The organism is Hirschia litorea (assembly GCF_042665075.1).
In the GTDB taxonomy this organism is placed as follows: Bacteria; Pseudomonadota; Alphaproteobacteria; order Caulobacterales; family Hyphomonadaceae; genus Hirschia; species Hirschia litorea.
On record NZ_JBHTBR010000005.1, the window covers coordinates 206,344 to 230,182 of the forward strand.

The following is a 23,839-nucleotide window of genomic DNA, read 5'->3' on the forward strand; positions in this document are numbered from 1 at the left end:
ATGCTAAAATTATTTCTGGAAAAAATCAGCAGTCCTTTCGGCGAACTCAGCATTATAACGGATGCAGAAGATAATTTGCGGGCCGTGGAATGGGATGCATTTGAAGAGCGGTTACATAAGCTTTTCACTCGCCATTATGGCGCAAATAAATATGAACTTGTTGAATACACAGGCAAAAAACCGTCTACCGCTGCACACGCCCTCACTGCCTATTTCAAAGGCGAGTTAAATGCCATTGCTTCTCTTAAAACCCAAACAGGCGGCACAACGTTTCAAAAAGAAGTTTGGGCTGCTTTGCGCACCATCCCAATCGGCAAAACCCTTACCTATGGTGATCTTGCCAAACAGATAGGAAGGCCTAAAGCTGTACGCGCTGTTGGTCTTGCCAATGGCGCAAACCCAATTGGCATTGTCGTGCCCTGTCATCGCGTGATTGGCGCAAATGGCAAACTCACAGGATATGCTAGCGGGGTTGATAAGAAACACTGGCTTTTGGAGCATGAAGGGGCCATCCCTGCGTCACTTCCGCTCTAACATAAACAAATGATATATCTTTTATTTGAAAACAGCGCATTTTGCGATAAACTGTTTGAATTGAGTGAATGTATTTAGGTTACACGCATTGGCGTAGACCTTTTAGGGAGAATTGAATGCCGTATTCCGCACCTTTGGCCGCGATCGAAAACGCACTAAAATACAACGCAGACATTGATGCTGCTGGTGCAACTGGCGCATTTGAAAATTATGATAGCGACTTGCTTGCTCCCGTTTTGGAAGAAGCAAACAAGCTTGCCTCCAACGTTTTATCTCCCCTCAATGCAGAGGGACACAAACACGGCGCAACCCTGAAAGATGGCGTTGTCACCGCCGCTCCGGGTTTTAAAGAAGCTTATAAAACATTCGCGGAAGGCGGTTGGATAGGCCTTCCTTTCCCTGAAGAATTTGGCGGACAAGCCCTTCCAAAATCACTCGCAATCGCCGTTATGGAAATGATGCAAAGTGCAAATCCATCCTTCAGCCTCAACCCAATGCTGACATTTGGCTCAATCGAAGCCCTTATTGAAAAAGGCACAGACGAACAAAAATCTACCTACCTAGAAAAACTTATCTCCGGCGAATGGACAGGCGCGATGAACCTTACAGAGCCAACTGCCGGCTCAGATGTAGGTGCCTTAAAAACCAAAGCCGTCCCAAATGGCGATGGTTCTTTTGCGATTACAGGTCAAAAAATCTTCATCACTTGGGGTGAGCATGATGTCGCTGAAAACATCATCCAGCTCGTGCTAGCTCGTACACCAGAAGCGCCTGCGGGATCACGCGGAATTTCTCTTTTCCTCGTGCCAAAATTCTTCGTCAATGCAGACGGCTCCCTTGGTGATCGCAACACATACCAATGTATCGGCCTTGAAGAAAAAATCGGTATCCACGCCTCTCCAACATGTGTGATGGAATATAATGGCGCAAAAGGCTGGTTGATCGGCGAAGAAAACAAAGGTCTCGCCGCCATGTTCATCATGATGAATGCTGCCCGCCTTCAAGTAGGGCTTCAAGGTGTGTCTGTTTGTGAAGCTGCTACGCAATCAGCCGAAGCTTACGCACGTGACCGCAAGCAGGGTAAAGCGCCAGGCGTGGAAGGTGATGCAGCCATCATTCACCACCCAGACATTCGCCGCACACTTGTTTCAATGGCCGCCACCACACAAGCAGCACGTGCCATCGTTTATGCATGCGCAGGCGCATCAGACCTTGCTGAACATTCAAAAGATGCTGAAGACAAAGCCAAATTCAAACAGCGTGAAGACCTTCTCGTGCCGATCGCCAAAGCTTGGTGTACAGATCGCGGATGTGATTTAGCAAACCTAGCCGTACAAGTTTATGGCGGTATGGGTTTTATGAATGAGTCAGAAGCAGCTCAAATCATGCTGGATGCCCGCATTAATCCTATCTATGAAGGCACAAATGCTATCCAAGCGATGGACCTTGTCGGTCGTAAGCTGTCTTCAGATAAAGGCGCAGGCATGCAAGCCATAATCGCCGATATTCGCAAGACAGTCTCAGACGCATCCGCCACAGGTAATGGTCATTTAGCTATTGTTGCAAACCGTCTTTACTCAGCCGTTTCCTACCTTGAGGAATCGACCGAATGGATGCTCAAAAGCATGGCTGACAATAGAGCTGTAGCGCTTGCTGGTGCAACTGCTTATCTGCGATTGGCTGGTGATGTTGTTGGCGGATACTTGCTCGCACAAAGCGCTATTCGTTCTTTGGAAGCCGATGATGACTTCAAAACCAAAGCCATTACCCTTGCCCGTGTGTTTGCAGATGAAACGCTTACACAAGCTCAAGGCCGCATGGAAGCAGTGTCTGCTCCTGCAAATCTTGTGGAAGACGCAATGGCAACGCTATTTGATCCCATTGAAGCTTAATTTGCCACTGAACAAACCGGGGTTTTCAGCCTAAACTCATCTCAAAGCGATTCCTTTTCGATAAGAGAGAACAATATGACTGAAGCCCCGATAGGCTCAAAAGCCAATAAATCACAATTTGACTGCTATGATGATCTTGCACAAGACGAGCCCTATTTCGTAATTCGTGCGCACGACCAATTGTCAGATGCTTTGGTTGAACTTCACGCTTATATCGGCGCTGGCCAATCTGGTGCAGCACACAATAAGCTTGCTGATATCATGGCACTCGTTTCTGAAGGTGCACCTCGCCCCTCCGGCAGCCCGAAATACCGCGAAACATTCGCTATCTCCGCAGCAATGGAGCGCTGGCGTCAAAAAAACGGCTAACGCAATATCTAAGCTACAAATTAAACGCGCTGATCAGTTTTGATTGGCGCGTTTTTTGTTACGCACATAGCGCCGCCAGCAAAACTCTGCCGCACCAAACAATGTCAAAATTGCACACGCAGCCAAAAAAAGAAAATCGGCCCGCTCTTCGCTCACATTTGGATAGCGCTTTGCGATTTCATAGCCGTTTTTTGTAAAAATAATAGCAATAAACATCAGTGCAAAAACAGTACGCCCTTCGCCAACCTTTTGGCCCAGCCCCGGATTTTTGATTTTATCTCGCACTTCATCCGTCATCTGCGGACTGTTCATAACCGCGCCATTGGGTCCAAACTCTGGAACAAAATTATTTTTTGATTTTTCGCTTGGCATTCCCCAACTCCGCTTGCACACTGCAAGTGCAAATCACACCAAATATATTCAGAGTTGTAAATGGTCGAACCAATCAGCCTCAATAAATTTCGCAAAGAGAAAGCAAAAGCTGCTCAAAAACAGCAAGCTAAAGAAAACCGCGTCCTGTTCGGTGCAACGAAAGCTGAGAAAAATCTCTTAAAAGCGAACGATGAAAAATCAAAAAAAGAACTTGAAAACAAAAAGCTAGACGATCCAAAATCATAAAATGCCTTTGCTGATATTTGCAAGCTGACGCCTAACTCGACGGAGCACCGCCGGCTAAAGTGTCGTCCTCAAACGCATCATCCTCTGGCCAACCCTCTTGCGCGTTGACTTCTTCCAACTGACGTTCGAGATAAACCTGATTGAGCTGTAAATCACTCACGCGCTTAAAGGCTTTTTGATAAAGTTTGGTGAAGTCCTCATCTGGCATAGGCCCAGCAAGATCATTCGCTTGCTCATACAGCCGCATAGCATCATCTAACTCGCCAAACATTTCCGCACATGCACCCAGATTAAATTTCAAAAACGCATCGTCTGGAAATTGAACTGACAAATCATCGAATTGACGACATGACATTAGATTATTGCCGTTTTTTGCTGCTGATAGCGCAGTATCAAACCCATTGACCAAATCCATATAAGGCAAGCTCGGCACTTCCATTAGATAGGCACGTGAGGTGCGCTCATACGGTGCGATCACACGACGCAAACGAGACGCTTGCTGCACAACTAAACGCCGTTCCATCCGGCGTCCACGCTCCTGCGCCTCCCAGAAATCATGGCCATATCCACCCCCAAATCCAGATCCATAGTGAGATGGATAAGGATTGCGGTTGCGTCGATCACCTTTTCCCCTCTTCTTAGAGGATTGGTAATGCACAGTTTCTCGACAAACACGGTCACTATCTTGATCGCTCATACGTTCATCGGCAGCGATATATCCTTCGCGAACATCTGCCAGCAAAGCATGCACACGTACTTCGGCGCGAATATCAAAACACTCCACGTGATAATTGGCGCGCACGACACATTTCTTGTCATCATTCCATTCAACGCATCGAGAGCGAGTTTCCCGAAATGGAGGAGAAATTGAGCTACGTGAATCAACTTCCCCATACCACACACCAGACACGCCTAGATCATTTCCCATGCGGCGCGCCTCACCAAGGGAGCCACCCCAGCCGCCAGATTGAGAATGATAGGGAGAAACCTGAAACCACGGATAGCCTTCAAAAGTCGCCGCACGCAGCATGCCATCAAGACTTGAGGTAAATGCATGCCCATGCGGGCCACCAAAGCCCATCACAGCCACATCTCTTAGCTTCGCAGCTTCTGTGTTATATGCAGGTTCGGCGACGGTGTAATCCAGTCCAGGCGAAGCACAATTGCTCAAGGCGAGAACACCAATCAGTCCTCCAGCACATTTGGTCAAAAGTTTCAGCATTATCCGCACCCTGCCGTTTCTAAGCACTTCCCAAGCCGCCTTATTATAAGGAGGCACCCCGCAACATGAACATGCAATGAATACGCTATTTTAGCGAGAGGCGCAGCCACAATAAATTTGAGTGATAATTTATATTGGCTTTAAAAACTTGGCTTCCTTTCGCGTCATCCCACTTAGACTAGAGAACACGCAAAGGAATCATTGCAATGACTGATACTTCCGCCCTCTTTCGCCCCTTTACCGTCAAAAACTTAAACCTCGCCAATCGCATAGTCATGGCTCCGATGACACGCGCCTTCAGCCCCCAAGGCGTCCCTGATCAAAATGTGGCAGACTATTATGCCCGCCGCGCGGCTGCTGATGTTGGCTTAATCATCTCAGAAGGCACGCTTATCCGCCGTCCAAGTGCAGGTGAAAATGAAAATTATCCCCTATTCTACGGTGAAAAGCCTCTCGCTGGATGGAAAAACGTCATTGATGCCGTCCACGCTGAAGGCGGTAAAATGGCCCCTCAAATCTGGCACCAAGGTGCCGCGCGCGCGGAAGGAAGTGGTCATTTCCCTGAAGCAAACTCCGATAGCCCTTCAGGCATCATGCATGATGGCACCAAACTCAACTACACACCCACCCAAGAAGACATCGCCGACATGGTTGCAGCCTACGCGGATGCAGCGCGGGACGCAAAAGCACTTGGCTTTGACACCGTCGAAATACACGGCGCACACGGCTACCTCATTGATAATTTCTTTTGGGATCAAACAAATAAGCGCGACGATAAATATGGCGGAGACCTTGTTGGTCGCACAACTTTCGCGACCGAAGTTATCAAACAAGTACGCGCCGCTGTTGGAAATGAAATGCCGATCATTTTCCGCTGGTCCCAATTTAAACCTTTTGCATATGATGCAAAGCTTGCGCACACCCCACAAGAATTAGAAAAATTCCTTGGCGCACTCGTAGATGCAGGCATTGATGTTATTCACGCCAGCCAACGTCGTTTCTGGGAAGCTGAATATCCCGATATTGACGGTAAAGACGGGCTAAACCTTGCAGGCTGGTCTAAAAAACTCACCGGACTACCGACCATCACAGTAGGTTCTGTCAGCTTGGATAACGATTTCATCTCAACATTCGCCGGCGAGACTGCCGGCGATGGGGCCGCAAACATGAAAAACCTGCTTGAACGTCTCGAACGCGATGAGTTTGACATGGTCGCAGTTGGGCGCGCCCTCCTAAAAGATCCAGATTGGGCAAGCAAAATTAAGGACAATCAAGCAAACCAATTGCTCGCATTTGATAAGGATGCATTGAAAACGCTTTACTAGCATTTTCATAATCCAAGGCTCTGAACCTTTGTTGGCACAAGCCCGCTTCAGAGCCTTGGCATTGCCCCAATAATGTAAAAAAGTCTTTTGGCGCAAGGCTCAGTGGTTGACGCAAGCAAGTTTGAGTGCATCTAACTAATTGCATGACCAAGCCCGATACGCCTCCTTCCACAAAAGCTAAATCACCTTTTAAAAAGGCTCTCATTTTCTTGCGGAGACGCTGGCCCATTGCGCTGCAATTGTGGATTATTGCCGCCATTATAGGGTTTGTTGTGGGCTGGGCTGTCATAGGATTACGCCTAGCGATTGAGTTTGGTGAGTTTGTTTTCTTTCAAGCTAAACATGAAAACCTCTCTTCGGCTGCGGCCAGCCTACCTCCTCTCAGCATAATCGCAGCGCCGTTAGTCGGAGGGTGTATTGTTGGGCTATTGCTATGGCTAGGCAGCAAAATAGGCATGGGCGATAATCCTCGTCCATTTGGTATTCCTGACGTTATCAAAGCCCGCCGCTACCCCAACCGCATCGCAAAATCAGGGCTAAACCTTAAAGAGGGGCTACTCTCAGTCGCCATCTCTACAATAGCGCTAGGATCAGGTGCATCCACGGGACGTGAGGGGCCCGCCGTCCATTTGGGAGCAATGCTTGCCCGCGTGGGAACACATTGGCTCCAACTAGATATGCGCAATGTGCGCACCCTTCTGGGTTGTGGTGCCGCCGCTGCAGTTTCAGCCTCTTTCCATGCGCCACTTGCGGGTGTGTTGTTTGCGCGTGAAGTGATCCTCCAGCGTTATCGCATTGTTGATATTGGTCCAGTGGCTGTGGCCTCGGTCGTGGCCGCCCTTCTCGCACGCGATAATTTTGGCAATCAGCCAGTCTTTATGTCCACCATTATAGAAGACCCCAGCGTCTTTCTATTTTTAGGCACCCCGATTATGGGTTTGATCTCTGCGGGTCTTGCCATGATCATGATCTGGTTATGGTCTAAAGCGCCCCAAACGGGCGAAAACCTCGCCAAGCATTTCAAACTTCCAGTTTGGGTGTTGCCTCCTTTTGGTGGCCTTGCACTTGGCATGTTCGCAGTCGCATTCCCTCAAATATTAGGGGTTGGATATGAAAGCACAGCCGCAGCACTAGCAGGCGGTTATGGTGCCCTCTTCATGTTAATCCTTGTATTTGCAAAGCTTGCCGCAACAGCTCTTTGTCTGGGCGCACGTTTTGGTAGCGGCGTCTTCTCACCTTCCATATATGTTGGAGCGATGATTGGCGGCGCTTTTGGTGCATTTTACGGTTGGATAACAGGCGATGCCGAATCAGGCATGGTGTTTTACACAATTGTCGGCATGGGGGCCGTATCAGGCGCTGTGCTTGGCGCGCCCGTCTCCACAACGCTTATCGTGTTTGAATTGACCTCATCTTATGAGACCGCCGCCGCCTCCCTTGTCGCTGTCTCGTTAGCAACAGTGCTCGTTCAATCTCGCGGCGGTGCCCTGTTTGAACGCCAAGTGAAAATGCGCATGCGCCAGAATTATTGAGCGTTTAACAAAGCCACAAGTTTTTCGCCTAAAGCTGTTCCTAAATTAAGCTGGCCTTGCGTGTTGTAATGCACCTGATCATCATGCTTGGGAAAACCAGTCCATGGCGCATCTGCTCGGGTTCTCACAATGGCAACATTCTTATCCTGTGCCTCAACCTCAAGCATCGCCCCTCTCACCATTTCTGGCCCTTCGGCAAAACGTCCATAATGAGAATTGATCTGCCCCGCGACAAACACCATTTCCGGCGCTTCCATATCTCTGCGATAACTGGAAATTAGGTTTTTGAGGTTTGCAGCATAGCTACGCGAAGATACTTCCTTAGCGGCGTCATTCTCGCCCTGCATCCATGCAACACCTACAATCTCATGCGCTTTTCCAGATCGTTTTAAATACGCCAAAGCTTTCTTAGCATGGGCAATATGTTTTGCATAAAATGGCGTGGTGCGTTTCAGCTTAGTGTTTTCAACTTCCTCAGCCTTCTCAGCGCTCCAATCGGGGTTCCATGCACCATATAAAGCGGTCCCACCATGTGCCGTTTTCACCAATAGAAATTCCTCATCAGGATATGCTTCAGCCAGCGTCACCCCGATCATAATTTCCGGACCAAAACGTTTCGTAAATTGATATTTTTCACTCGGCTTATTGGGCGTATATGTCAGCTGACGAACCGGACCAGGGTCAAGACTATAAAACACACGCTCGGAAACAGCTTCAATGCGCGCACGTGTTTGTTCATCAATCTCGTCATAATTGCCTGCGCCGACCATGTTTGATTGGCCGCCTAACAAAACCACCTGTACTGGATCACCCTGCACACCTTCGCTTGCACATCCGGCAAGCGCAGCACTTACACAAATACTCAACACAAGCCGGCGACACCAATTGAAAACAGTCATTCCATATTCCCCATAAAGCTGTAGCCCGCCCAAATAATCATATGATAAGCATGCGCGCAATCTGCCTTGATCTGCCCTTGCCCCCTTTCCTCATTCTTCCCACTTGTTTACTATAGAACAAAATGCGAATCGTGTTGCCCCTGTTTGTGCGTGCAATAAGGTTAGTCGCACCCCATATTCCCAGACGTGAAGAGCCACAGATGAGCCATTCAGACGATTTTGATAATCTGCCAATTTCCCAGCGCGCAATGGCCCGTCTTCCCAATATGCCAGCGCGTGAAGCGGACTATCTGGAAGGGTTAAACGCAGAGCAACGCGAAGCTGTGGAAACCACTGATGGTGCACTCCTCGTCCTCGCAGGTGCAGGTACGGGCAAAACCCGCGTGCTCACCACCCGCCTTGCCCATATCCTCAATCAACGCAAAGCATGGGCCTCCCAAACCCTCACCGTGACCTTCACCAACAAAGCCGCTCGCGAAATGCGAGAGCGTGCCGAAAAGCTCATCGGTGACGAATCCCAATCGTTAAGCTGGCTAGGCACATTCCACTCCGTCTCGTCGAAAATCCTGCGCCGTCACGCTGAATTAGTGGGCCTTGAAAACTCCTTCACCATTATCGACACAGATGATCAATTGCGTTTGCTCAAGCAAATCATCGAAGCAGAAAATATCGACACGAAACGCTGGACACCACGCTTTATGGCGGGGCTGATTGATAGCTGGAAAAACCGCGCGATTTTGCCAGACCGTGTCCCCGCAGGTGAAGGCCATGAATTTGCCAATGGGCGCGGCATCGAGATTTATAAAACCTACCAAGCACGCTTAGCTGTCCTCAATGCGTGTGACTTTGGCGACCTTCTCCTCCATTGCATCTCCATATTCCAAAACAATCCTGATGTGTTGGCGGAATATCATGCGCGTTTCAAATATATCCTCGTCGATGAGTACCAAGATACAAACGTGGCTCAATATCTCTGGCTGCGATTGTTAGCTCAAGGCACAGGAAACATTTGCTGTGTGGGCGATGATGACCAATCCATCTATGGCTGGCGCGGCGCGGAGGTGGACAATATCTTGCGTTTCGAGAAAGACTTCCCAGGCGCAAAAACCATCCGGCTAGAGCGCAACTACCGCTCCACAGCCCGCATCCTTGCATGTGCATCCCACCTCATCAAAGCTAACCAAGACCGCCTTGGCAAAACATTGCACACCACTGATGAAGACGGTGATTTAGTCAAAGTGCGCGGCCTCTGGGATGGCGAAGCAGAAGCACGCCTCATCGGAGAAGACATTGAAAGCTGGCGCGCCTCTGGCCGCATGTATGCTGAATGCGCTGTTATGGTGCGTGCCTCTTGGCAAATGCGCTTGTTTGAAGAACGCTTCATCATGCTGGGCATTCCCTATAAAGTTATAGGCGGGCCGCGCTTTTTCGAGCGGGCAGAGATACGCGACGCGATGGCCTATCTGCGCCTTATCCGTTCCGAGAATGACGACCTTGCCTTTGAGCGCGTCGTCAACCAACCCAAACGCGGCGTGGGTGCCACCTCTATCCAGAAAATTCAGATCGTCGCCCGTGAGATGCAGCGCCCGCTCACCGTCACCGCAGAAATCATGTTGCGCGGTAATGAAGTCTCCGGCAAAGCCCGCTCCGGCATCCGCGCTTTCCTCAATGATCTTGAGCGTTGGCGCGCCCAAGCCCGCGAGATTGAACACCCGCGCATTATGGAGATTATCCTTGATGAGAGCGGCTATACCGCCATGCTCAAAGCCGACAAAACACCCCAAGCGCAAACCCGCCTTGAAAACCTCAAAGAGCTTGTCCGCGCTATGGGTGAATTTGAAAGTCTCAATGCCTTCATGGAGCATGTCGAGCTGGTGATGGATGCCAGCCAAGGCAATGAATCTGATGATCAAGTTCAAATCCTCACCCTCCACGGGGCCAAGGGTTTGGAATGGCCACAAGTCTTCCTCCCTGGGTGGGAAGAAGAGGTTTTCCCCTCCAAGCGCTCCATTGATGAGGGCGGTGTCAAAGCCTTAGAAGAAGAGCGCCGCCTCGCCTATGTCGGCATTACGCGAGCGCGCGAACGCTGCTATATTTCCTTTGTGGCAAACCGCATGATTTTTGGCCGCTGGCAATCAGTCATGCCCAGCCGTTTTATAGACGAATTACCGCCCGAGCATGTCGATGCTGTCTCTGAAACGGGTTATAATTCAGCCCCCGCAGGCGGATTTAGTGGCGTCAGCCGGTTTGATAGTGATGAAAGTTTTGGCGGCTCCACCTATGAAAGCCCGGGCTGGAAACGCGCCCAAGCGGCCCGCAACACGACCGATGGCAAATCCCAATATGGCAATTGGCCCCAAAAGAAACGCCCGCCAGACATCAACCCATCCGGCCGCCTCGTTGCCACCTCCGACCCCGAAGCCGCCTCCGGCCTAAAGCTTGGCCAGCGCGTCTTCCACATCAAATTTGGCTATGGCAAAATCAAACAAATCGACGGCACCAAACTCACCGTCGACTTTGAAAAAGCCGGCATCAAAAAAGTCGTCGAACGTTTCGTAGATGCGGCTTAGGGATTAGAGAAAGGGTTGGGGATGAAAGGTGCAACTGAAAAATATTATTTACAGCTTTTAACAGCCCCATTTGGGAAAAAGGAAATCCCAGAAAATGACTTCTTTTTATACAGAGAACTTGCTGATCAAAACATTCTAATCTCAAATTGTGAAACAAATTACTCATCAATTATTTCGAATATAATCGAACTAGAAAAATGCATTGCCATTAATATTTTAGAACAAAGATACACACTCAAACGCAAATCAATTACTCTTGAAATGCAAAACATATATCCTAAAATTTCTAATTTGCTTTGTTCTTGTCGTCAGTATTTAGATCAAAACTCAAACTACTTAGAAAAGATAAGCGGTGCGATCTATAAAGAATTTACTTCGTCAAAGAGTTCATTTTACGACACAGTGATAGAATACAAATTTTTCGATAAATTTAGAAACCACAATCAACATAAAGGCCTTGGTATTAATGGTATTTCTTTTGAGTTTTCATCCCAAAAAATAAATGATGAACCAATATTAGATTATCGATACTCAGCTTTAATAAACATCTCCTCGTTACGCAAAGACAAAAAATTTCCTCAAACGCTAATTTCTGAAGCAATGCAAAGCAAAATGTTTAATACACAAGGGGTATGCACAAACATCCATCAACCCATCTTAATTTATGTAGCCTGCATTTCTAAAATCCACGCAAAAATCCGAACAACACTCAAAAATACACTTAAAAACAACCAAGAGCGCATGAATGATATTGTTCGTTCGCATATAAACATTGATGATAGTGCTCGGTTTTATTTATCACAAGAAACTTCAGAAAATGAAATTTTCGGGTTGGGTCCAGCATCAGAGTTCGTGGATGATGTGTTAGAAGCTATGCAGGAATTTAATGCTCCCATTAGATCGGAAGCTTTTAGGATAAACTTTTAGATTCGTAAGGTGCATTAAGCGCACGCGAATGCACCATTCCCCCACCGCGCTTCAATTACCCATCTCCGCAATACACCGTGCACCGCCACAAACGGTGCATTCGCCAAATGGCTGAATGCACCCTACATTGCTAACGAAGAGAAGGACGGGAGATAAAAGTACGCAAAGAATCGTAAGGTGCATTAAGCGCACGCGAATGCACCATTCTCCACCGCACTCCAATTACCCACAACCGCAATACAACGTGCACCGCCAAAAACGGTGTATTCGCCAAAGGCTTAATACACCCTACATCGCTAACGAAGAGAAGGACGGGAGATAAAAGTGCGCAAAGAACCGTAAGGTGCATTAAGCGAATGCGAATGCACCATTCCCCCACCACGCTTCAATTACCCATCACCGCAATACAACGCACACCGCCAAAAACGGTGTATTCGCCAAAGGCTTAATGCACCCTACATTTCTAACGAAGAGAAGGACGGGAGATAAAAGTGCGCAAAGAATCGTAAGGTGCATTAAGCGCACGCGAATGCACCATTCTCCCACCGCGCTTCAATTACCCATCACCGCAATACAACGCGCACCGCCAAAAACGGTGTATTCGCCAAAGGCTTAATACACCCTACATTGCTAACGAAGAGAAGGACGGGAGTTAAAAGTACGCAAAGAATCGTAAGGTGCATTAAGCGCACGCGAGTGCACCATTCTCCCACCACGCTTCAATTACCAATCACCGCAATACAACGCGCACCGCCACAAACGGTGTATTCGCCAAAGGCTTAATACACCCTACATTGCTAACGAAGAGAGGGACGAGAGATAAAAGTGCGCAAAGAATCGTAAGGTGCATTAAGCGTACGCGAATGCACCATTCTCCACCACACTCCAATTACCCATCACCGCAATACAACGTGCACCGCCACAAACGGTGTATTCGCCAAAGGCTTAATACACCCTACATTGGATTTGATGGCTCTTTTTACTTGAATTTTCACGCATTCTATATCTGAATGTCTTCAAATTCGGCACACCGTTGGGGGACGCGCACATGCCAAATTATCGACGCTTGCATGTGCCCGGAGGCACTTATTTCTTCACCGTAAATTTGGCCAATCGCCGCGCAAGGCTACTTGTTGACCATATTCATGCCCTTCGCGCCGCATGGAAACAAACACAAAATGAAAGACCATTTGAAACAATTGCCGTTTGCGTTCTGCCCGAACACCTTCACTGTATTTGGCAACTTCCCGGCGATGATGATGATTTCGCGACGCGCTGGCGATTGATCAAATCTCGCTTTTCCAAAGCACTTCCCACAACATGTGACACGGAGAAAAACCGACGCAAAGGAGAGCGCGGCATCTGGCAAAGACGTTTTTGGGAACATGCTATACGCGACGATAAAGACCTAAATAACCACATCAATTACATCCATTATAATCCCGTAAAACACGGCCTCGTTGAAGATATGGACGCATGGCCCTATTCCTCATGGCATCGTTTTAAAGAAAGCTATGGCAAGGAATGGCAGCCGCCCTCTTTCCCCACAAAAAATACGTTTGGCGAACCTGATTAGCCGCCCGTAGGGTGCATTAAGCGCATGCGAATGCACCAAATCTCCCGCCCTCACGCAAACTCATCATCCAGCTCGCGCACCACGCGCAGTGGCAGCGGATCATGCACAGCCCGTTCGCCCAATATGCCATTGGCGCGGCGCGCTTTTACGCATTCAAAACTGCCCGCACGAAATGCGCGGCAAGCCTCTGGGCGCGCCTCATATACGCCGCACACGCGCCGTCCCTGCCCGCCATCGCAAAGCTGGGTGCAGCGCCCGCCTTCAAAGCGCATATAGGTTTGCATCTCCCCATATTTATCTTCGGCTTCAAACAGGCTTTCTTGGGGTAAATTTCGGGATGCATCTTCAGGAAACAGAACCAAATAACGCGGATTCCGGCTGAAACAGCACGCACCGCACGACACACAATCGAACGACACAATAGACATAAAATCTTGATACAGCTCCACCGCCCGGTTGTGCGAAATGCGCATCGGTCGGCGGCCCGCCTAAATACGTCATCACGATTTTTTCGGCAATAAAAAACAACAAAATCCAGTCCCGATCCACACACGGGATGCTGGCAATTGCTTTTTAAGCCGCCCAGTAATTACACATGTCAAACATCTCACATTGTCAGCACCACATCAGCTGTTTTCAATGTGAGAGCAGACTACACCCCCAAATGCTGGGCGAGGATAAGTTTCGGCTAAGAATAAAAATACCCAATAGAAACAACGACAAATGCGCGCCTATCCTCAGCGCTAATTTATACACTTCCCGCACAGTCCAACCACGCGACACACAAGGCGCACGCGCATTGTCAACGCACACCGACCAGCGCCGCATCAGCCACCTACCAGCCCGCCAGCAGCCTCTAAGCAGAGCAAGGGCAGACGCGAAAAAAAATGTTAAACGAGAATGTCCAGCAAGCGTTTTTGCATGTCATCTGCCGTGCGCAAAACAGCTGTATTTGCCTTGAGCGCGTGCTCTGCCATTTTCTGTTCTGCAATCGCGCCAACAAGGTCAGAGCCTTGTGTATTGGCAGCCTGAACCGTCTGTGTCGCCGCACGATTAAACATGGCATTTGCATGCAAAACGCCGCTTATGGAAGATGATATTGCGCTCATAAACACAGCTTGCTGCATCCAGCTTAAATTATCCTGTAAGTCATTGAAAATATTTAAAGTAAATGCCGCCTTTACCCTATTTATGCAGCAGCCTCTTTCCCCAATCACTGGAATAAAGTATCACTATCCACAATAAAATTATGATCCCCGAATAAGGTTGTTTGAATGTATAAAGTGAGCGCCTCGTGCGACCGCGCCACCGCTGAACATCTTTCCGATGTTTTAGCCTATATGGACCCCTCGCCAGCTGCGGCTGTCTCAACCGAGGAAGTCACCCGTATGACATGGCGTGTGGACGCTGTCTGTCACAGCGAAGAAGAAGCTTCCGCTTGTGTTTCTATAATAGAATCAGAAGCTTCTGGCGTTTCTGCATCACACCAAAAACTCCCCGACAAGGACTGGGTTGCCGAAAGTCTACGCGGATTGCCAGCTGTAAAAGCAGGTCCATATTATGTTGCAGGCGCCCATGAATTGGTCCATTTAGAAGGCGGTATGATCCCTATTTGGATCGAAGCTGGCCCCGCTTTTGGAACGGGCCATCACGGCACCACAAAGGGGTGTCTTGAAGCTTTGGCGGATGTCGCAAAACGCAAGAAACTCGGCAAGGTATTAGACATTGGAACAGGTTCTGGTGTGCTCGCCATTGCCGCCCTAAAATCAGGTGCCCACAGCGCCATTGCATGTGACATAGACCCTGAATCTATTAGAATTTCCAAGATTAATGCCAAAAACAACAAGATGGGGCGCCAGCTTCATTTGCTCGTCGCAAATGGCGCAAATAACGCATTTATCCGCAATCAGGGACTGTATGATACAGTACTTGCAAACATCCTTGCCCGTCCGCTTGTCTCGCTTTCAAGCGACATCACGAAACTCACAAAACCAGGCGGTTATATTATCCTTTCCGGCTTGCTTCACCATCAGGAACCACAAGTAAAAGCTGCCTTTTCTGGTCGCAATCTTTCGCTCGTTGACCGTCGACGCCTTGGCGCATGGTCTACTTTAGTGTATCGCAAGCCATTGCAAAGAAAATCCAACACAACCCCTGTTAAAAAGCTAAATCCAACCCATTTTGAGTTAGATATGGCAGAATTTTTCGGCTTGTAGAATAAAGGCAGTCACATCATGCGGCAAACATTTGAAGTAAAAGGCGGCCCAGCTATTGGAAAGAGCAATCTTCCATTGCTACGCGAGCAGATGAAAGCTCAAAATCTGGATGCCTTTTACATCCCGCATGAAGATGCTTATCAAAACGAATACCTACCCGCAGCGTTTGATCGTTTAACATGGGTCACAGGTTTTACCGGCTCTGCGGGTGCTGCAATGATATTGCAAAAATCTGCTGTGGTTTTCGTTGATGGTCGCTACACGCTGCAAGCAGCTAAACAACTCGATTCATCTCTATTTGAACGCGCAGACCTCACCACACTAGGCCCATTTAAATGGCTTGCAAAACAAGACCTTAATGGAAAACGTATCGGGGTGGATTTGCAGCTTGTAAACCAAAAAGCTTTTGAAGACCTCTCAAGCGCAGCCAAACGGGCTGGTTGTGAAGTTATTGCCGTTGACATAAACCCCATCGACGCAGCTTGGACTGACCAACCGCCTGAGCCACGCGAAATCGTCGTGCCACATGCATTAGAATATGCTGGTGAAGCCCATGCCTCAAAACGCACGCGCGTCGGTAAGTTACTAGATGAAGTGAAAGCCGATGCGGTGATCATCACCTCACCTGCCTCTATCGCATGGCTATTCAATATTCGTGGCGGCGATGTGCAATGCTCTCCGCTACCATTGGGTCGCGCAATTTTACACAAAAACGGTGAAGCAGAGCTTTTCTTACATCCAGACAAAGTAACAGATGCCCTTACATCCCATCTTGATAATGTTGAAGTGCGTCCAATTTCTCAACTTTCAGCACGATTTGAAAAGCTAAAAGGCAAAACAGTATCCCTAGATCCAAATCTTGCATCTGCGTGGTTTTTCAAGGCCTTAAATGATGTGGGCGCAAATATTGTGCTGCAAAATGATCCTTCAGCTTTGCCACGTGCTTGCAAAAATGAAACAGAAATCAAAGGCTCTCAAAATGCCCACCGTCGCGACGGCGCTGCAATTGTACGCTTTTTGCGTTGGCTTGATTCTGGTGAAGTTCAGTCTGGTAAAGTCAATGAAATTCAAGCAGCACAGCAATTGGAAATGCGCCGCGAGGAATTGCAAGGCTTAAAAGATTTATCATTTGAAACCATTTCGGGCGCTGGCTCTAACGGCGCTCACTGCCACTATCGCGTCAATGAAGACACGGTAAAAACCCTAGAGCGCGGGACGCTGTATCTAGTTGATTCTGGTGGACAATATCTCGACGGCACCACCGACATCACCCGCACAGTTGCTATTGGTGAACCAACTCAAGAGATGAAAGAGCGCTACACAATCGTTCTTAAAGGCCACATAGCATTGGCCAGATTGCGCTTCCCAGCCGGCACGAGCGGACACGCAATTGATGCAATTGCACGCGCGCCCATGTGGGCCTTAGGGCTAGACTATGAGCACGGTACAGGACATGGCGTGGGAAGTTATCTTGGCGTTCACGAAGGCCCGCAACGCATCGCCAAGGCCGTCAATAATGTTGCGCTAGAGCCAGGCATGATCGTCTCTAACGAACCCGGCTATTACAAAGAAGATGGGTATGGCATCCGGATTGAAAACCTTCAATTTGTAACTCAACCCCGCGATATCTTGGGCGGTGATATTCAAATGATGGAATTTGAAGCCCTCACATTAGCGCCACTATGCTCACGTTTGATCGAACGCGGACTGCTAACACCAGATGAATGGATATGGGTAGACCGCTACCATCAGCGCGTGTTGAAAGAACTTACACCGCTTCTAACTGGCGATGATTTAGAATGGCTCAAAAACGCCTGTAAAGAATTGTAATTATTATATAAATTGGAGATTTAACTCATCTCCAATTTAAAAAACCGCACCAAATGATATATCAATCAAGGCTTGATCATTTCAAGCCATGCTGCTTCGGTAAGGACGGTAACGCCTAATTCTTGCGCCTTTTTCAACTTGCTGCCAGCCCCCGGCCCTGCAACAAGATAATCAGTCTTCTTGGATATCGACGACGCGACTTTAGCCCCTAGAGATTGCGCATTTGATTTTGCTTCATCGCGCGTCATCAGCTCTAAACTGCCTGTAAACACAACAGTTTTTCCTGCAACTGCACTATCTGTTTTTACCGCTTGAGCCGGCTCAACATCAACTTCATTCAATAATTGCGTGAGCATATCCTGATTGTGAGGCTCTACAAAAAAATCAATTAACGCCTGCGCAAAAACTTCTCCAACACCATCTATATTTGAAATAGCGCTAAAGGCTGCTCCCGGCTTCCCATCAACCGCAGCAAGCACGCCTTCACGAAAATGCGCCCAAGTCTGATATCGGTTCGCCAATGCCGCAGAAGCCGCTACATTCACGCCAGAAATACGCAATGCCTCTATCTGTTGGGCTAAACTGCCATCAATTGTGTCAGGCGCAGTCTCAGGTAAACCATTTATCTCGACATGCCCCAATAGCTTTTCCAGCGTCGTATCGCCAATACGGTCAATGCCACGCAGCTTTAAATAAGCCTCACTGGGACATGCAGCAATAATTGCATTCATCCCTTCTTGAAGGCTCGCAAAATCCCCATAATTTTGAGCGATTAATTCCGAATTTGTCTGCCCAACATGGCGTATACCCAAGCCATTTAACAAGCGCGCAAATGGCACTTTTCGCTTGGCATCAATCGCCGCAAAAATGTTCTCCGCACTGGTTTTCCCAAACCCTTCCCATTCCTCTAATGGATCAAGATCTAGCTCATTAATACGTTGTTCTAACTGGAAAATATGCTGAGGTGCTGTCACCACTCCTTTTTCGAAAAACAATTCAATTTGTTTTGCGCCAAGACCATCAATATCGAGCGCTTTACGGGATACAAAATGCTTTAAACTCTCTTTGGCTTGAGCCGCACAAATCAGTCCCCCTGTGCAGCGCCTACGCGCATCCTCTTCACCCTTTTCATCAACCTCTCGTACCGCATGTGATCCACATACAGGACATGTTTTTGGGAAGATATAAGGGACAGAATCTACTGATCGGTCTTCCGATAGAACGCGCACAATTTGAGGGATGACATCCCCTGCACGTTGCACCACCACTTTGTCGCCAATGCGAATATCTTTGCGCGCTATCTCATCCTCATTATGCAGCGTCGCATTCGATACAACCACACCGCCAACAGTGACAGGCTCTAACTTTGCAACCGGCGTCAACGACCCCGTACGGCCAACTTGAATTTCAATATCATTGAGCGTGGTAATAGCTTGTTCTGCAGGAAATTTATGAGCAATAGCCCAGCGCGGGAAACGCGATACAAACCCCAGACGTGATTGCCAATCTAAGCGATCAACCTTGTAAACGACACCATCAATATCATAGCCAAGGCCGGAACGATCCGCCGCAATTTTGTGATAGATTTGGAGGAGGTCTTGCACATTTTGCGCGCGTGCCATTAAAGGGTTTATTGAAAACCCCCATTTGGAAAATGCTTCAACGGCCCCCATCTGATTGGCTGAAAATTCGTTAGATGTGTCGCCCCAAGCATATGCAAAAAACTTCAATGGTCGCGATTTTGTGACCTCGACATCGAGTTGACGCAAGGACCCCGCAGCCGCATTACGGGGATTAGCAAAAACCTTTCGTCCAGCTTCAGCCTCTCGCGCATTCAACGCGGCAAAGTCGGCGTGGGACATATACACTTCGCCCCTTATTTCTATGCGTTCGGGCCAATCATCTCCTGCTAATTCATGCGGTATATCCGGCAGGGTTTTCAAATTTGCCGTTACATCTTCCCCAACACGTCCATCTCCGCGCGTTGCACCAGAAATCAACTTTCCGTTTTCATACAGAAGATTTGCGGATAAGCCATCAATCTTTGGCTCCGCCGTCACGTTCAACTCTGTATTCGAATCTATCCCTAAAAACCGCCGAATACGCGCCAAAAACTCTGAAACATCTTCATCACTAAACGCATTATCTAGTGATAACATAGGCTCTAAATGGGTGATTTTCGGGAAACGACCAGACGGTTTAACCCCCACATTTTGGCTTGGGCTGTCCTCACTTACGAGCTCAGGATACTCTGCCTCCAATGCCAGTAATTCCTGCCGTGTAGCATCATACTCAGCATCAGAAAGACGCGGCGCATCATGCTCGTAATAATCGCTATCGGCCTGACGCAATATCTGGGACAACTCATCCCACCGCTCCCGCGCTTGTTGGAGGTTAAGATGAGCTGCTGATATGGCAGGTGAAGAATCAGAAGATGTATTACTCATACCTGCCATATACTATTGTCATTAGGCCCGCGCCAACAGTCTTGTCGCTGCCGCGCGCGCTTCTTTGGTAATTTCCGCGCCTGCCAGCATGCGTGCTATCTCTTCCTTACGCTGCTTGGCTTTAAGCACATCAATCGCGGTCTCCAATGATGCATCCACATCAACATCTTCTTGTTGGACACCGCCTTTAGAAATACGCCATTGAATGTCAGCCATTGCTGCCACTTGCGGGCTATGAGTAATCGCCAAGACCTGACGTCCCTTTGATAATTGCAGCATCCTTTGGCCAATCGCAGCCGCTACCGCCCCGCCAACACCAACATCCGCCTCGTCGAAAATCAACGTCCCAGCCTGCCCATCTTTAGCAAGGCACACTTTTAGCGCTAACGCAAAACGCGCGACCTCACCACCAGATGCAATTTTATGTAATGCTCCAAATTCAGCACCTGGGTTTGTGCGTACCTCAAAAGATATTTTATCACATCCATTAGGTCCTGCTTCCTCAATTGGTATAGGATCCAATACGACACGGAACTCTGCTTTTTCCAGCTTTAGCGGCGCTAATTCTTGCTTCAAAGATGCCGCTAACACAGCGCCCGCAGCACACCGTTTGGCGCTCAATGCCTTACCCGCTTTCACAAAAGCTTTTTGCGCCTCTATTTCCGCTGTTTTTGCTTTTGCCAAAGCTTGATCAGAATGCTCTATCTCATCCAACTGCATCCGCATTCTATCACGCACTGCAGCAAGCTGGTCGACATCCACGTCATATTTACGTGCCGCTGCCCGCAAAGCAAAAAGGCGTGTTTCTGAATTTTCGAGCGCTGTTGGACAAAAGTCCGATGCAGAACTTAAACGTGACACACTCGCATAAGCCTCACTCGCCTCTATCAATGCACGCTCAAGAGCATCCGCCGCTGCGAAAAGCTGCACTTTAAGCGGCGCATCATCAGGACTATCCATAATAACAGGCATGGATGCGGCACGCCCTAAAGCGCGTGAAGCTGACGACAACGCCTGCTCCGGATTAGACTTATCCAATTGCTTGAGTGCATCTTCGACAGCACCAGCAACACGCTCTGCCGATTGCAACTCTAAACGCTCCTGCGCAAGCGCTTCAGCTTCTCCCTCATGCGGGTCAAGCTTGTCCAACTCCTCCACAGCAAATTCCAAATACTCACGGTCAGCTTGCGCACGTAGCAGACGTGCTTCCACCGCTTTACGCCCCTCCACAGCGGCGCGCCACCCATCCCAAGCGAGGCTACACTGGTTTAATTCAGCATCGCTCTCAGCAAAGGAATCAAGCAATTTTCGGTGCTGCGACACATCAAGAAGACTATGACCTGCATGTTGCCCATGCACTTCAACCAATAAGTCCGACATGGATTGCAACAAACGCGCACTTACTGGCGCATCATTAAGATAAGCCTTTGCTGGCCCATTACGCCGTAGAATGCGGCGAATAACAATCGCCTCATCATTGTCCAGCTCAATATCATTCTCATGTAAAAGCTGACGTACAGGGTGGTTTGCTGGGGGATCGAAAGTTGCGATCACCGTTGCAGAGTCACACCCCGCTCGAATAGCTCCTCGTCCCGTCTTTGCGCCAAGCGCAAACCCAAGAGCTGCGAGCAAAATAGATTTACCTGCACCGGTTTCACCGGTCAGAGCGGTAAAGCCCGTTTCCAGATCAAGATCGAGGACGCGGACTAAAACAAAATCACGTATGGAAAGTGCTATCAACATGGGACCATGGATAGCACAAACAGAACAAAAGCAAAACAAAAATGTTCTGCCTTTGTTTCTTTTTGTCAGTTTCTACTCTTCGTCTACCGACGCTTTTACAGCCTGCGCGGCTGGAATAGTATGTTTTTGCATAAGTTTATAGCTATCTCGGTACCAATCGGTTTCAGGATAATTATACCCAAGCACCGAGGCTACTGCATTTGCTTGCCCGACGAGCCCTATTGACAAGTAGGCTTCTACAAGTCTGTGCAAAGCTTCAGGTGTGTGAGTTGTCGTTTCATAATTATCAACGACACTTTTAAAGCGATTTATGGCAGCAAGAAACTCTGAGTTTTTAAGATAATAGCGCCCGATTTCCATCTCTTTACCAGCGAGCTGATCACGCACCATGTCAATCTTCAACTCAGCATCACGAGCATACTCAGAGGCCGGAAAACGACGCACAACATCTTCCAATGCAGCAAGCGCCAATTCGGTACGCCCCTGATCACGTCCGACATCCGTAATCTGATCAAAGTGCGTCAGCCCGATGAGGTAATAAGCATATGCCGCACCATCCGCACTCGGATACAATGCAGTATATTGCTGCGCACTTGCGACGACTTCTTCATAAGATTTAGACCGGTATTGCGAGTAAGCTGTCATCAACATCGCACGTTGAGCCCATTCAGAATATGGATGTTGGCGCTGAACTTCTTGAAACTCTAAAGCAGCGCGATCCCATTGTCGGCGCTGAAGGCTGATAGAAGCATCATTGTATAATTGCTCAACCGGCTTTTCGACATATGCCAAATCAGCTTTGCGTTTTGATGACGCACAACTCGTGAGTACCAACGCTGATACGCTGATAGATAAAAGCAAAATTGAATTGCGCTTAATTGCCATCCGTAAACTCCATTCGATATTCTCCAATGTCTAGCCTAGTGCTGAGCACACGCCAAGCTTTCAACGACGAAGAGTCTGCAAGTTTCTGGAATGACGCCCATTTATGGCGAAATTATTGGTTGAAGCTAATGTTAATCTCTCAAATCAAGGCTTGAGATTTCACACCTATAGAGCCGCAGGTGCAGCAAACTCGCTCTCAACCCGTTTTAACCCGGATGCAAATTTAGTAGATTGAGATGCAGCACGCGCATCATCATCATTGACCATTTCCCACGCACTCGGATCAGCCAACAAGGCACAGACAAGCTTATTGTTAATCGCATGCCCTGGACGGTCACCCTCAAAAATTCCAGCAATAGCATGACCTGCAAGAAACAAATCACCAATTGCATCTAGAATTTTGTGACGCACAAATTCATTCTCAACATGCAAGCCTTCAGGATTAAGAACCTTATCTCCGTCCAAGGCTACTGCATTTTCCATAGACGCACCGCGCGCAAGCCCCATGGATTTAAGCTTCTCAAAATCACTGGTAAAGCCAAATGTACGCGCAAATGCCAGATCACGCACGAACGCACCTGGTGTCAACTTGAATGCATAACTTTGCTCACCAATTGCCGCACTATCAAAATCGATACGTACACGTAGCTCAAATGGTGCCCCCACAGTCTCCAAAGGACGCAAACGCGCAAACTTATCGCCATCAACAACTTCAATTGGTTTGAGAATACGAATCCGGCGGCGCGGCTTAGCCTGCTCTTTAATGCCAACTTGCAACATAAGCTCACAATAAAGACTAGAAGACCCATCCATAATAGGTGTTTCTGGACCATCAATCTCAACGATGAGGTTATCAACACAAAGCCCTGCACAGGCAGCAAGCAAGTGCTCCACTGTAGAAACCGACACGCCAGCCTTATTGGCAAGTGTTGTTCCAAGCTGTGTTGTCGTCACATTCGTGCCGATAGCTTTGATCGAATTATTTTTGTCTTTGATATCAGTGCGCACAAATACAATACCCGTATCTGCAGCAGCAGGCTTCAAAACCAAACGCGCGCGCTCTCCGGTGTGTAAGCCTACACCGGCACATACTGCGGGTCCCGCGAGAGTTTTTTGATACGCCATACTATAATAGTCCTCTGGAATTACTCTACAAACGCGGATCTCTCCCCGCTGTTCCAAGAACTACAATATGAGAGCCCAGCCCCATAAACTCAATTAAATGATTGTTTCGGGATGTTGCAAACAGTGATA

20 protein-coding genes are annotated in these 23,839 nt (G+C 48.4%); 11 read left to right on the forward strand and 9 right to left on the reverse strand.

The features are described 5' to 3' along the window. The 3 genes from ogt to ACFQS8_RS09755 all read left to right on the forward strand — a co-directional run bounded on the left by ogt (position 1) and on the right by ACFQS8_RS09755 (position 2,795). Positions 1–534, forward strand: a complete 534-nt coding sequence (ogt, locus tag ACFQS8_RS09745; protein ID WP_382167134.1) for a methylated-DNA--[protein]-cysteine S-methyltransferase — start codon at positions 1–3, stop codon at positions 532–534. A gap of 116 nt (positions 535–650) precedes the next feature. Continuing rightward, positions 651–2,426: an acyl-CoA dehydrogenase gene (locus ACFQS8_RS09750; RefSeq protein WP_382167135.1), complete on the forward strand. Its 1,776-nt coding sequence runs from the start codon at positions 651–653 to the stop codon at positions 2,424–2,426. A 75-nt stretch (positions 2,427–2,501) separates the two neighbouring features. Next, the gene (locus ACFQS8_RS09755) at positions 2,502–2,795 is read left to right on the forward strand and encodes an aspartate decarboxylase (protein ID WP_382167136.1); all 294 of its coding nucleotides are present in this window, start codon (positions 2,502–2,504) and stop codon (positions 2,793–2,795) included. A gap of 33 nt (positions 2,796–2,828) precedes the next feature. Here the strand turns inward: ACFQS8_RS09755 and ACFQS8_RS09760 are convergent, their stop codons facing one another. Next, on the reverse strand, positions 2,829–3,167 hold the full coding sequence (locus ACFQS8_RS09760; RefSeq protein WP_382167137.1) for a hypothetical protein: 339 nt from the start codon (positions 3,165–3,167) through the stop codon (positions 2,829–2,831). A gap of 60 nt (positions 3,168–3,227) precedes the next feature. Between ACFQS8_RS09760 and ACFQS8_RS09765 the strand changes: the two genes are divergently transcribed. Further along, positions 3,228–3,413, forward strand: a complete 186-nt coding sequence (locus ACFQS8_RS09765; RefSeq protein ID WP_382167138.1) for a DUF4169 family protein — start codon at positions 3,228–3,230, stop codon at positions 3,411–3,413. A 31-nt stretch (positions 3,414–3,444) separates the two neighbouring features. On the opposite strand, the gene ACFQS8_RS09770 is transcribed toward ACFQS8_RS09765, so the two are convergent. Further along, positions 3,445–4,635: a hypothetical protein gene (locus ACFQS8_RS09770; protein WP_382167139.1), complete on the reverse strand. Its 1,191-nt coding sequence runs from the start codon at positions 4,633–4,635 to the stop codon at positions 3,445–3,447. A 206-nt stretch (positions 4,636–4,841) separates the two neighbouring features. On the opposite strand from ACFQS8_RS09770, the gene ACFQS8_RS09775 reads away from it, so the two are divergent. Together ACFQS8_RS09775 and ACFQS8_RS09780 are read left to right on the forward strand one after the other, a co-directional pair. After that, positions 4,842–5,960 carry an NADH:flavin oxidoreductase gene (locus ACFQS8_RS09775; protein WP_382167140.1) on the forward strand — a complete coding sequence of 373 codons (1,119 nt, stop codon included), beginning with the start codon at positions 4,842–4,844 and terminating at the stop codon, positions 5,958–5,960. A gap of 143 nt (positions 5,961–6,103) precedes the next feature. Further along, positions 6,104–7,492 (forward strand): chloride channel protein, encoded by a 1,389-nt coding sequence (locus ACFQS8_RS09780; RefSeq protein ID WP_382167141.1) that lies wholly within the window; start codon positions 6,104–6,106, stop codon positions 7,490–7,492. Here the strand turns inward: ACFQS8_RS09780 and ACFQS8_RS09785 are convergent. After that, the gene (locus ACFQS8_RS09785; RefSeq protein WP_382167142.1) at positions 7,486–8,391 is read right to left on the reverse strand and encodes a sialate O-acetylesterase; all 906 of its coding nucleotides are present in this window, start codon (positions 8,389–8,391) and stop codon (positions 7,486–7,488) included. The two genes, ACFQS8_RS09780 and ACFQS8_RS09785, sit on opposite strands and share 7 nt — an antisense overlap. Before the next feature lie 200 nt (positions 8,392–8,591). Between ACFQS8_RS09785 and ACFQS8_RS09790 the strand changes: the two genes are divergently transcribed. The 3 genes from ACFQS8_RS09790 to ACFQS8_RS09800 all read left to right on the forward strand — a co-directional run bounded on the left by ACFQS8_RS09790 (position 8,592) and on the right by ACFQS8_RS09800 (position 13,464). Further along, the gene (locus ACFQS8_RS09790; protein WP_382167143.1) at positions 8,592–10,961 is read left to right on the forward strand and encodes an ATP-dependent helicase; all 2,370 of its coding nucleotides are present in this window, start codon (positions 8,592–8,594) and stop codon (positions 10,959–10,961) included. Positions 10,962–10,982: 21 nt separating this feature from the next. After that, positions 10,983–11,888: a hypothetical protein gene (locus tag ACFQS8_RS09795; protein WP_382167144.1), complete on the forward strand. Its 906-nt coding sequence runs from the start codon at positions 10,983–10,985 to the stop codon at positions 11,886–11,888. A 1,048-nt stretch (positions 11,889–12,936) separates the two neighbouring features. After that, positions 12,937–13,464 carry an REP-associated tyrosine transposase gene (locus ACFQS8_RS09800; protein WP_382167145.1) on the forward strand — a complete coding sequence of 176 codons (528 nt, stop codon included), beginning with the start codon at positions 12,937–12,939 and terminating at the stop codon, positions 13,462–13,464. Positions 13,465–13,514: 50 nt separating this feature from the next. On the opposite strand, the gene ACFQS8_RS09805 is transcribed toward ACFQS8_RS09800, so the two are convergent. Further along, positions 13,515–13,937, reverse strand: a complete 423-nt coding sequence (locus ACFQS8_RS09805) for a YkgJ family cysteine cluster protein (protein WP_382167146.1) — start codon at positions 13,935–13,937, stop codon at positions 13,515–13,517. A 417-nt stretch (positions 13,938–14,354) separates the two neighbouring features. Beyond that, positions 14,355–14,573 carry a hypothetical protein gene (locus ACFQS8_RS09810; protein ID WP_382167147.1) on the reverse strand — a complete coding sequence of 73 codons (219 nt, stop codon included), beginning with the start codon at positions 14,571–14,573 and terminating at the stop codon, positions 14,355–14,357. 165 nt (positions 14,574–14,738) lie between these two features. On the opposite strand from ACFQS8_RS09810, the gene ACFQS8_RS09815 reads away from it, so the two are divergent. Next, complete coding sequence (locus tag ACFQS8_RS09815; protein ID WP_382167148.1) at positions 14,739–15,680, forward strand: 50S ribosomal protein L11 methyltransferase; 942 nt, start codon at positions 14,739–14,741, stop codon at positions 15,678–15,680. An 18-nt stretch (positions 15,681–15,698) separates the two neighbouring features. Then, the gene (locus tag ACFQS8_RS09820; RefSeq protein ID WP_382167149.1) at positions 15,699–17,510 is read left to right on the forward strand and encodes an aminopeptidase P family protein; all 1,812 of its coding nucleotides are present in this window, start codon (positions 15,699–15,701) and stop codon (positions 17,508–17,510) included. Between the two features lie 65 nt (positions 17,511–17,575). Here the strand turns inward: ACFQS8_RS09820 and ligA are convergent, their stop codons facing one another. The 4 genes from ligA to lpxC form a co-directional block, all read right to left on the reverse strand. Further along, complete coding sequence (gene ligA, locus ACFQS8_RS09825; protein ID WP_382167150.1) at positions 17,576–19,957, reverse strand: NAD-dependent DNA ligase LigA; 2,382 nt, start codon at positions 19,955–19,957, stop codon at positions 17,576–17,578. A 21-nt stretch (positions 19,958–19,978) separates the two neighbouring features. Next, entirely contained in the window at positions 19,979–21,700 is a 1,722-nt protein-coding gene (gene recN / locus ACFQS8_RS09830) for a DNA repair protein RecN (protein WP_382167152.1), read from the reverse strand. Between the two features lie 72 nt (positions 21,701–21,772). Beyond that, on the reverse strand, positions 21,773–22,585 hold the full coding sequence (locus ACFQS8_RS09835; protein WP_382167153.1) for an outer membrane protein assembly factor BamD: 813 nt from the start codon (positions 22,583–22,585) through the stop codon (positions 21,773–21,775). A gap of 165 nt (positions 22,586–22,750) precedes the next feature. Beyond that, positions 22,751–23,710, reverse strand: a complete 960-nt coding sequence (gene lpxC, locus ACFQS8_RS09840) for a UDP-3-O-acyl-N-acetylglucosamine deacetylase (protein ID WP_382167154.1) — start codon at positions 23,708–23,710, stop codon at positions 22,751–22,753. Positions 23,711–23,839 lie beyond the last annotated feature (129 nt).

Bases quoted from the DNA above. Each gene is read 5' to 3' on its own strand.
- ACFQS8_RS09755 (WP_382167136.1), top strand. From the start codon at position 2,502: ATGACTGAAGCCCCGATAGGCTCAAAAGCCAATAAATCACAATTTGAC.
- ACFQS8_RS09780 (WP_382167141.1), top strand. From the start codon at position 6,104: ATGACCAAGCCCGATACGCCTCCTTCCACAAAAGCTAAATCACCTTTT.
- ACFQS8_RS09760 (WP_382167137.1), bottom strand. From the start codon at position 3,167: ATGCCAAGCGAAAAATCAAAAAATAATTTTGTTCCAGAGTTTGGACCC.
- ACFQS8_RS09775 (WP_382167140.1), top strand. From the start codon at position 4,842: ATGACTGATACTTCCGCCCTCTTTCGCCCCTTTACCGTCAAAAACTTA.
- ACFQS8_RS09835 (WP_382167153.1), bottom strand. From the start codon at position 22,585: ATGGCAATTAAGCGCAATTCAATTTTGCTTTTATCTATCAGCGTATCA.
- lpxC (WP_382167154.1), bottom strand. From the start codon at position 23,710: ATGGCGTATCAAAAAACTCTCGCGGGACCCGCAGTATGTGCCGGTGTA.
- ACFQS8_RS09750 (WP_382167135.1), top strand. From the start codon at position 651: ATGCCGTATTCCGCACCTTTGGCCGCGATCGAAAACGCACTAAAATAC.
- ACFQS8_RS09815 (WP_382167148.1), top strand. From the start codon at position 14,739: ATGTATAAAGTGAGCGCCTCGTGCGACCGCGCCACCGCTGAACATCTT.
- ACFQS8_RS09810 (WP_382167147.1), bottom strand. From the start codon at position 14,573: ATGAGCGCAATATCATCTTCCATAAGCGGCGTTTTGCATGCAAATGCC.
- ACFQS8_RS09800 (WP_382167145.1), top strand. From the start codon at position 12,937: ATGCCAAATTATCGACGCTTGCATGTGCCCGGAGGCACTTATTTCTTC.
- recN (WP_382167152.1), bottom strand. From the start codon at position 21,700: ATGTTGATAGCACTTTCCATACGTGATTTTGTTTTAGTCCGCGTCCTC.
- ligA (WP_382167150.1), bottom strand. From the start codon at position 19,957: ATGAGTAATACATCTTCTGATTCTTCACCTGCCATATCAGCAGCTCAT.
- ACFQS8_RS09805 (WP_382167146.1), bottom strand. From the start codon at position 13,937: ATGCGCATTTCGCACAACCGGGCGGTGGAGCTGTATCAAGATTTTATG.
- ACFQS8_RS09820 (WP_382167149.1), top strand. From the start codon at position 15,699: ATGCGGCAAACATTTGAAGTAAAAGGCGGCCCAGCTATTGGAAAGAGC.
- ACFQS8_RS09770 (WP_382167139.1), bottom strand. From the start codon at position 4,635: ATGCTGAAACTTTTGACCAAATGTGCTGGAGGACTGATTGGTGTTCTC.
- ACFQS8_RS09785 (WP_382167142.1), bottom strand. From the start codon at position 8,391: ATGACTGTTTTCAATTGGTGTCGCCGGCTTGTGTTGAGTATTTGTGTA.
- ACFQS8_RS09795 (WP_382167144.1), top strand. From the start codon at position 10,983: ATGAAAGGTGCAACTGAAAAATATTATTTACAGCTTTTAACAGCCCCA.
- ogt (WP_382167134.1), top strand. From the start codon at position 1: ATGCTAAAATTATTTCTGGAAAAAATCAGCAGTCCTTTCGGCGAACTC.
- ACFQS8_RS09790 (WP_382167143.1), top strand. From the start codon at position 8,592: ATGAGCCATTCAGACGATTTTGATAATCTGCCAATTTCCCAGCGCGCA.
- ACFQS8_RS09765 (WP_382167138.1), top strand. From the start codon at position 3,228: ATGGTCGAACCAATCAGCCTCAATAAATTTCGCAAAGAGAAAGCAAAA.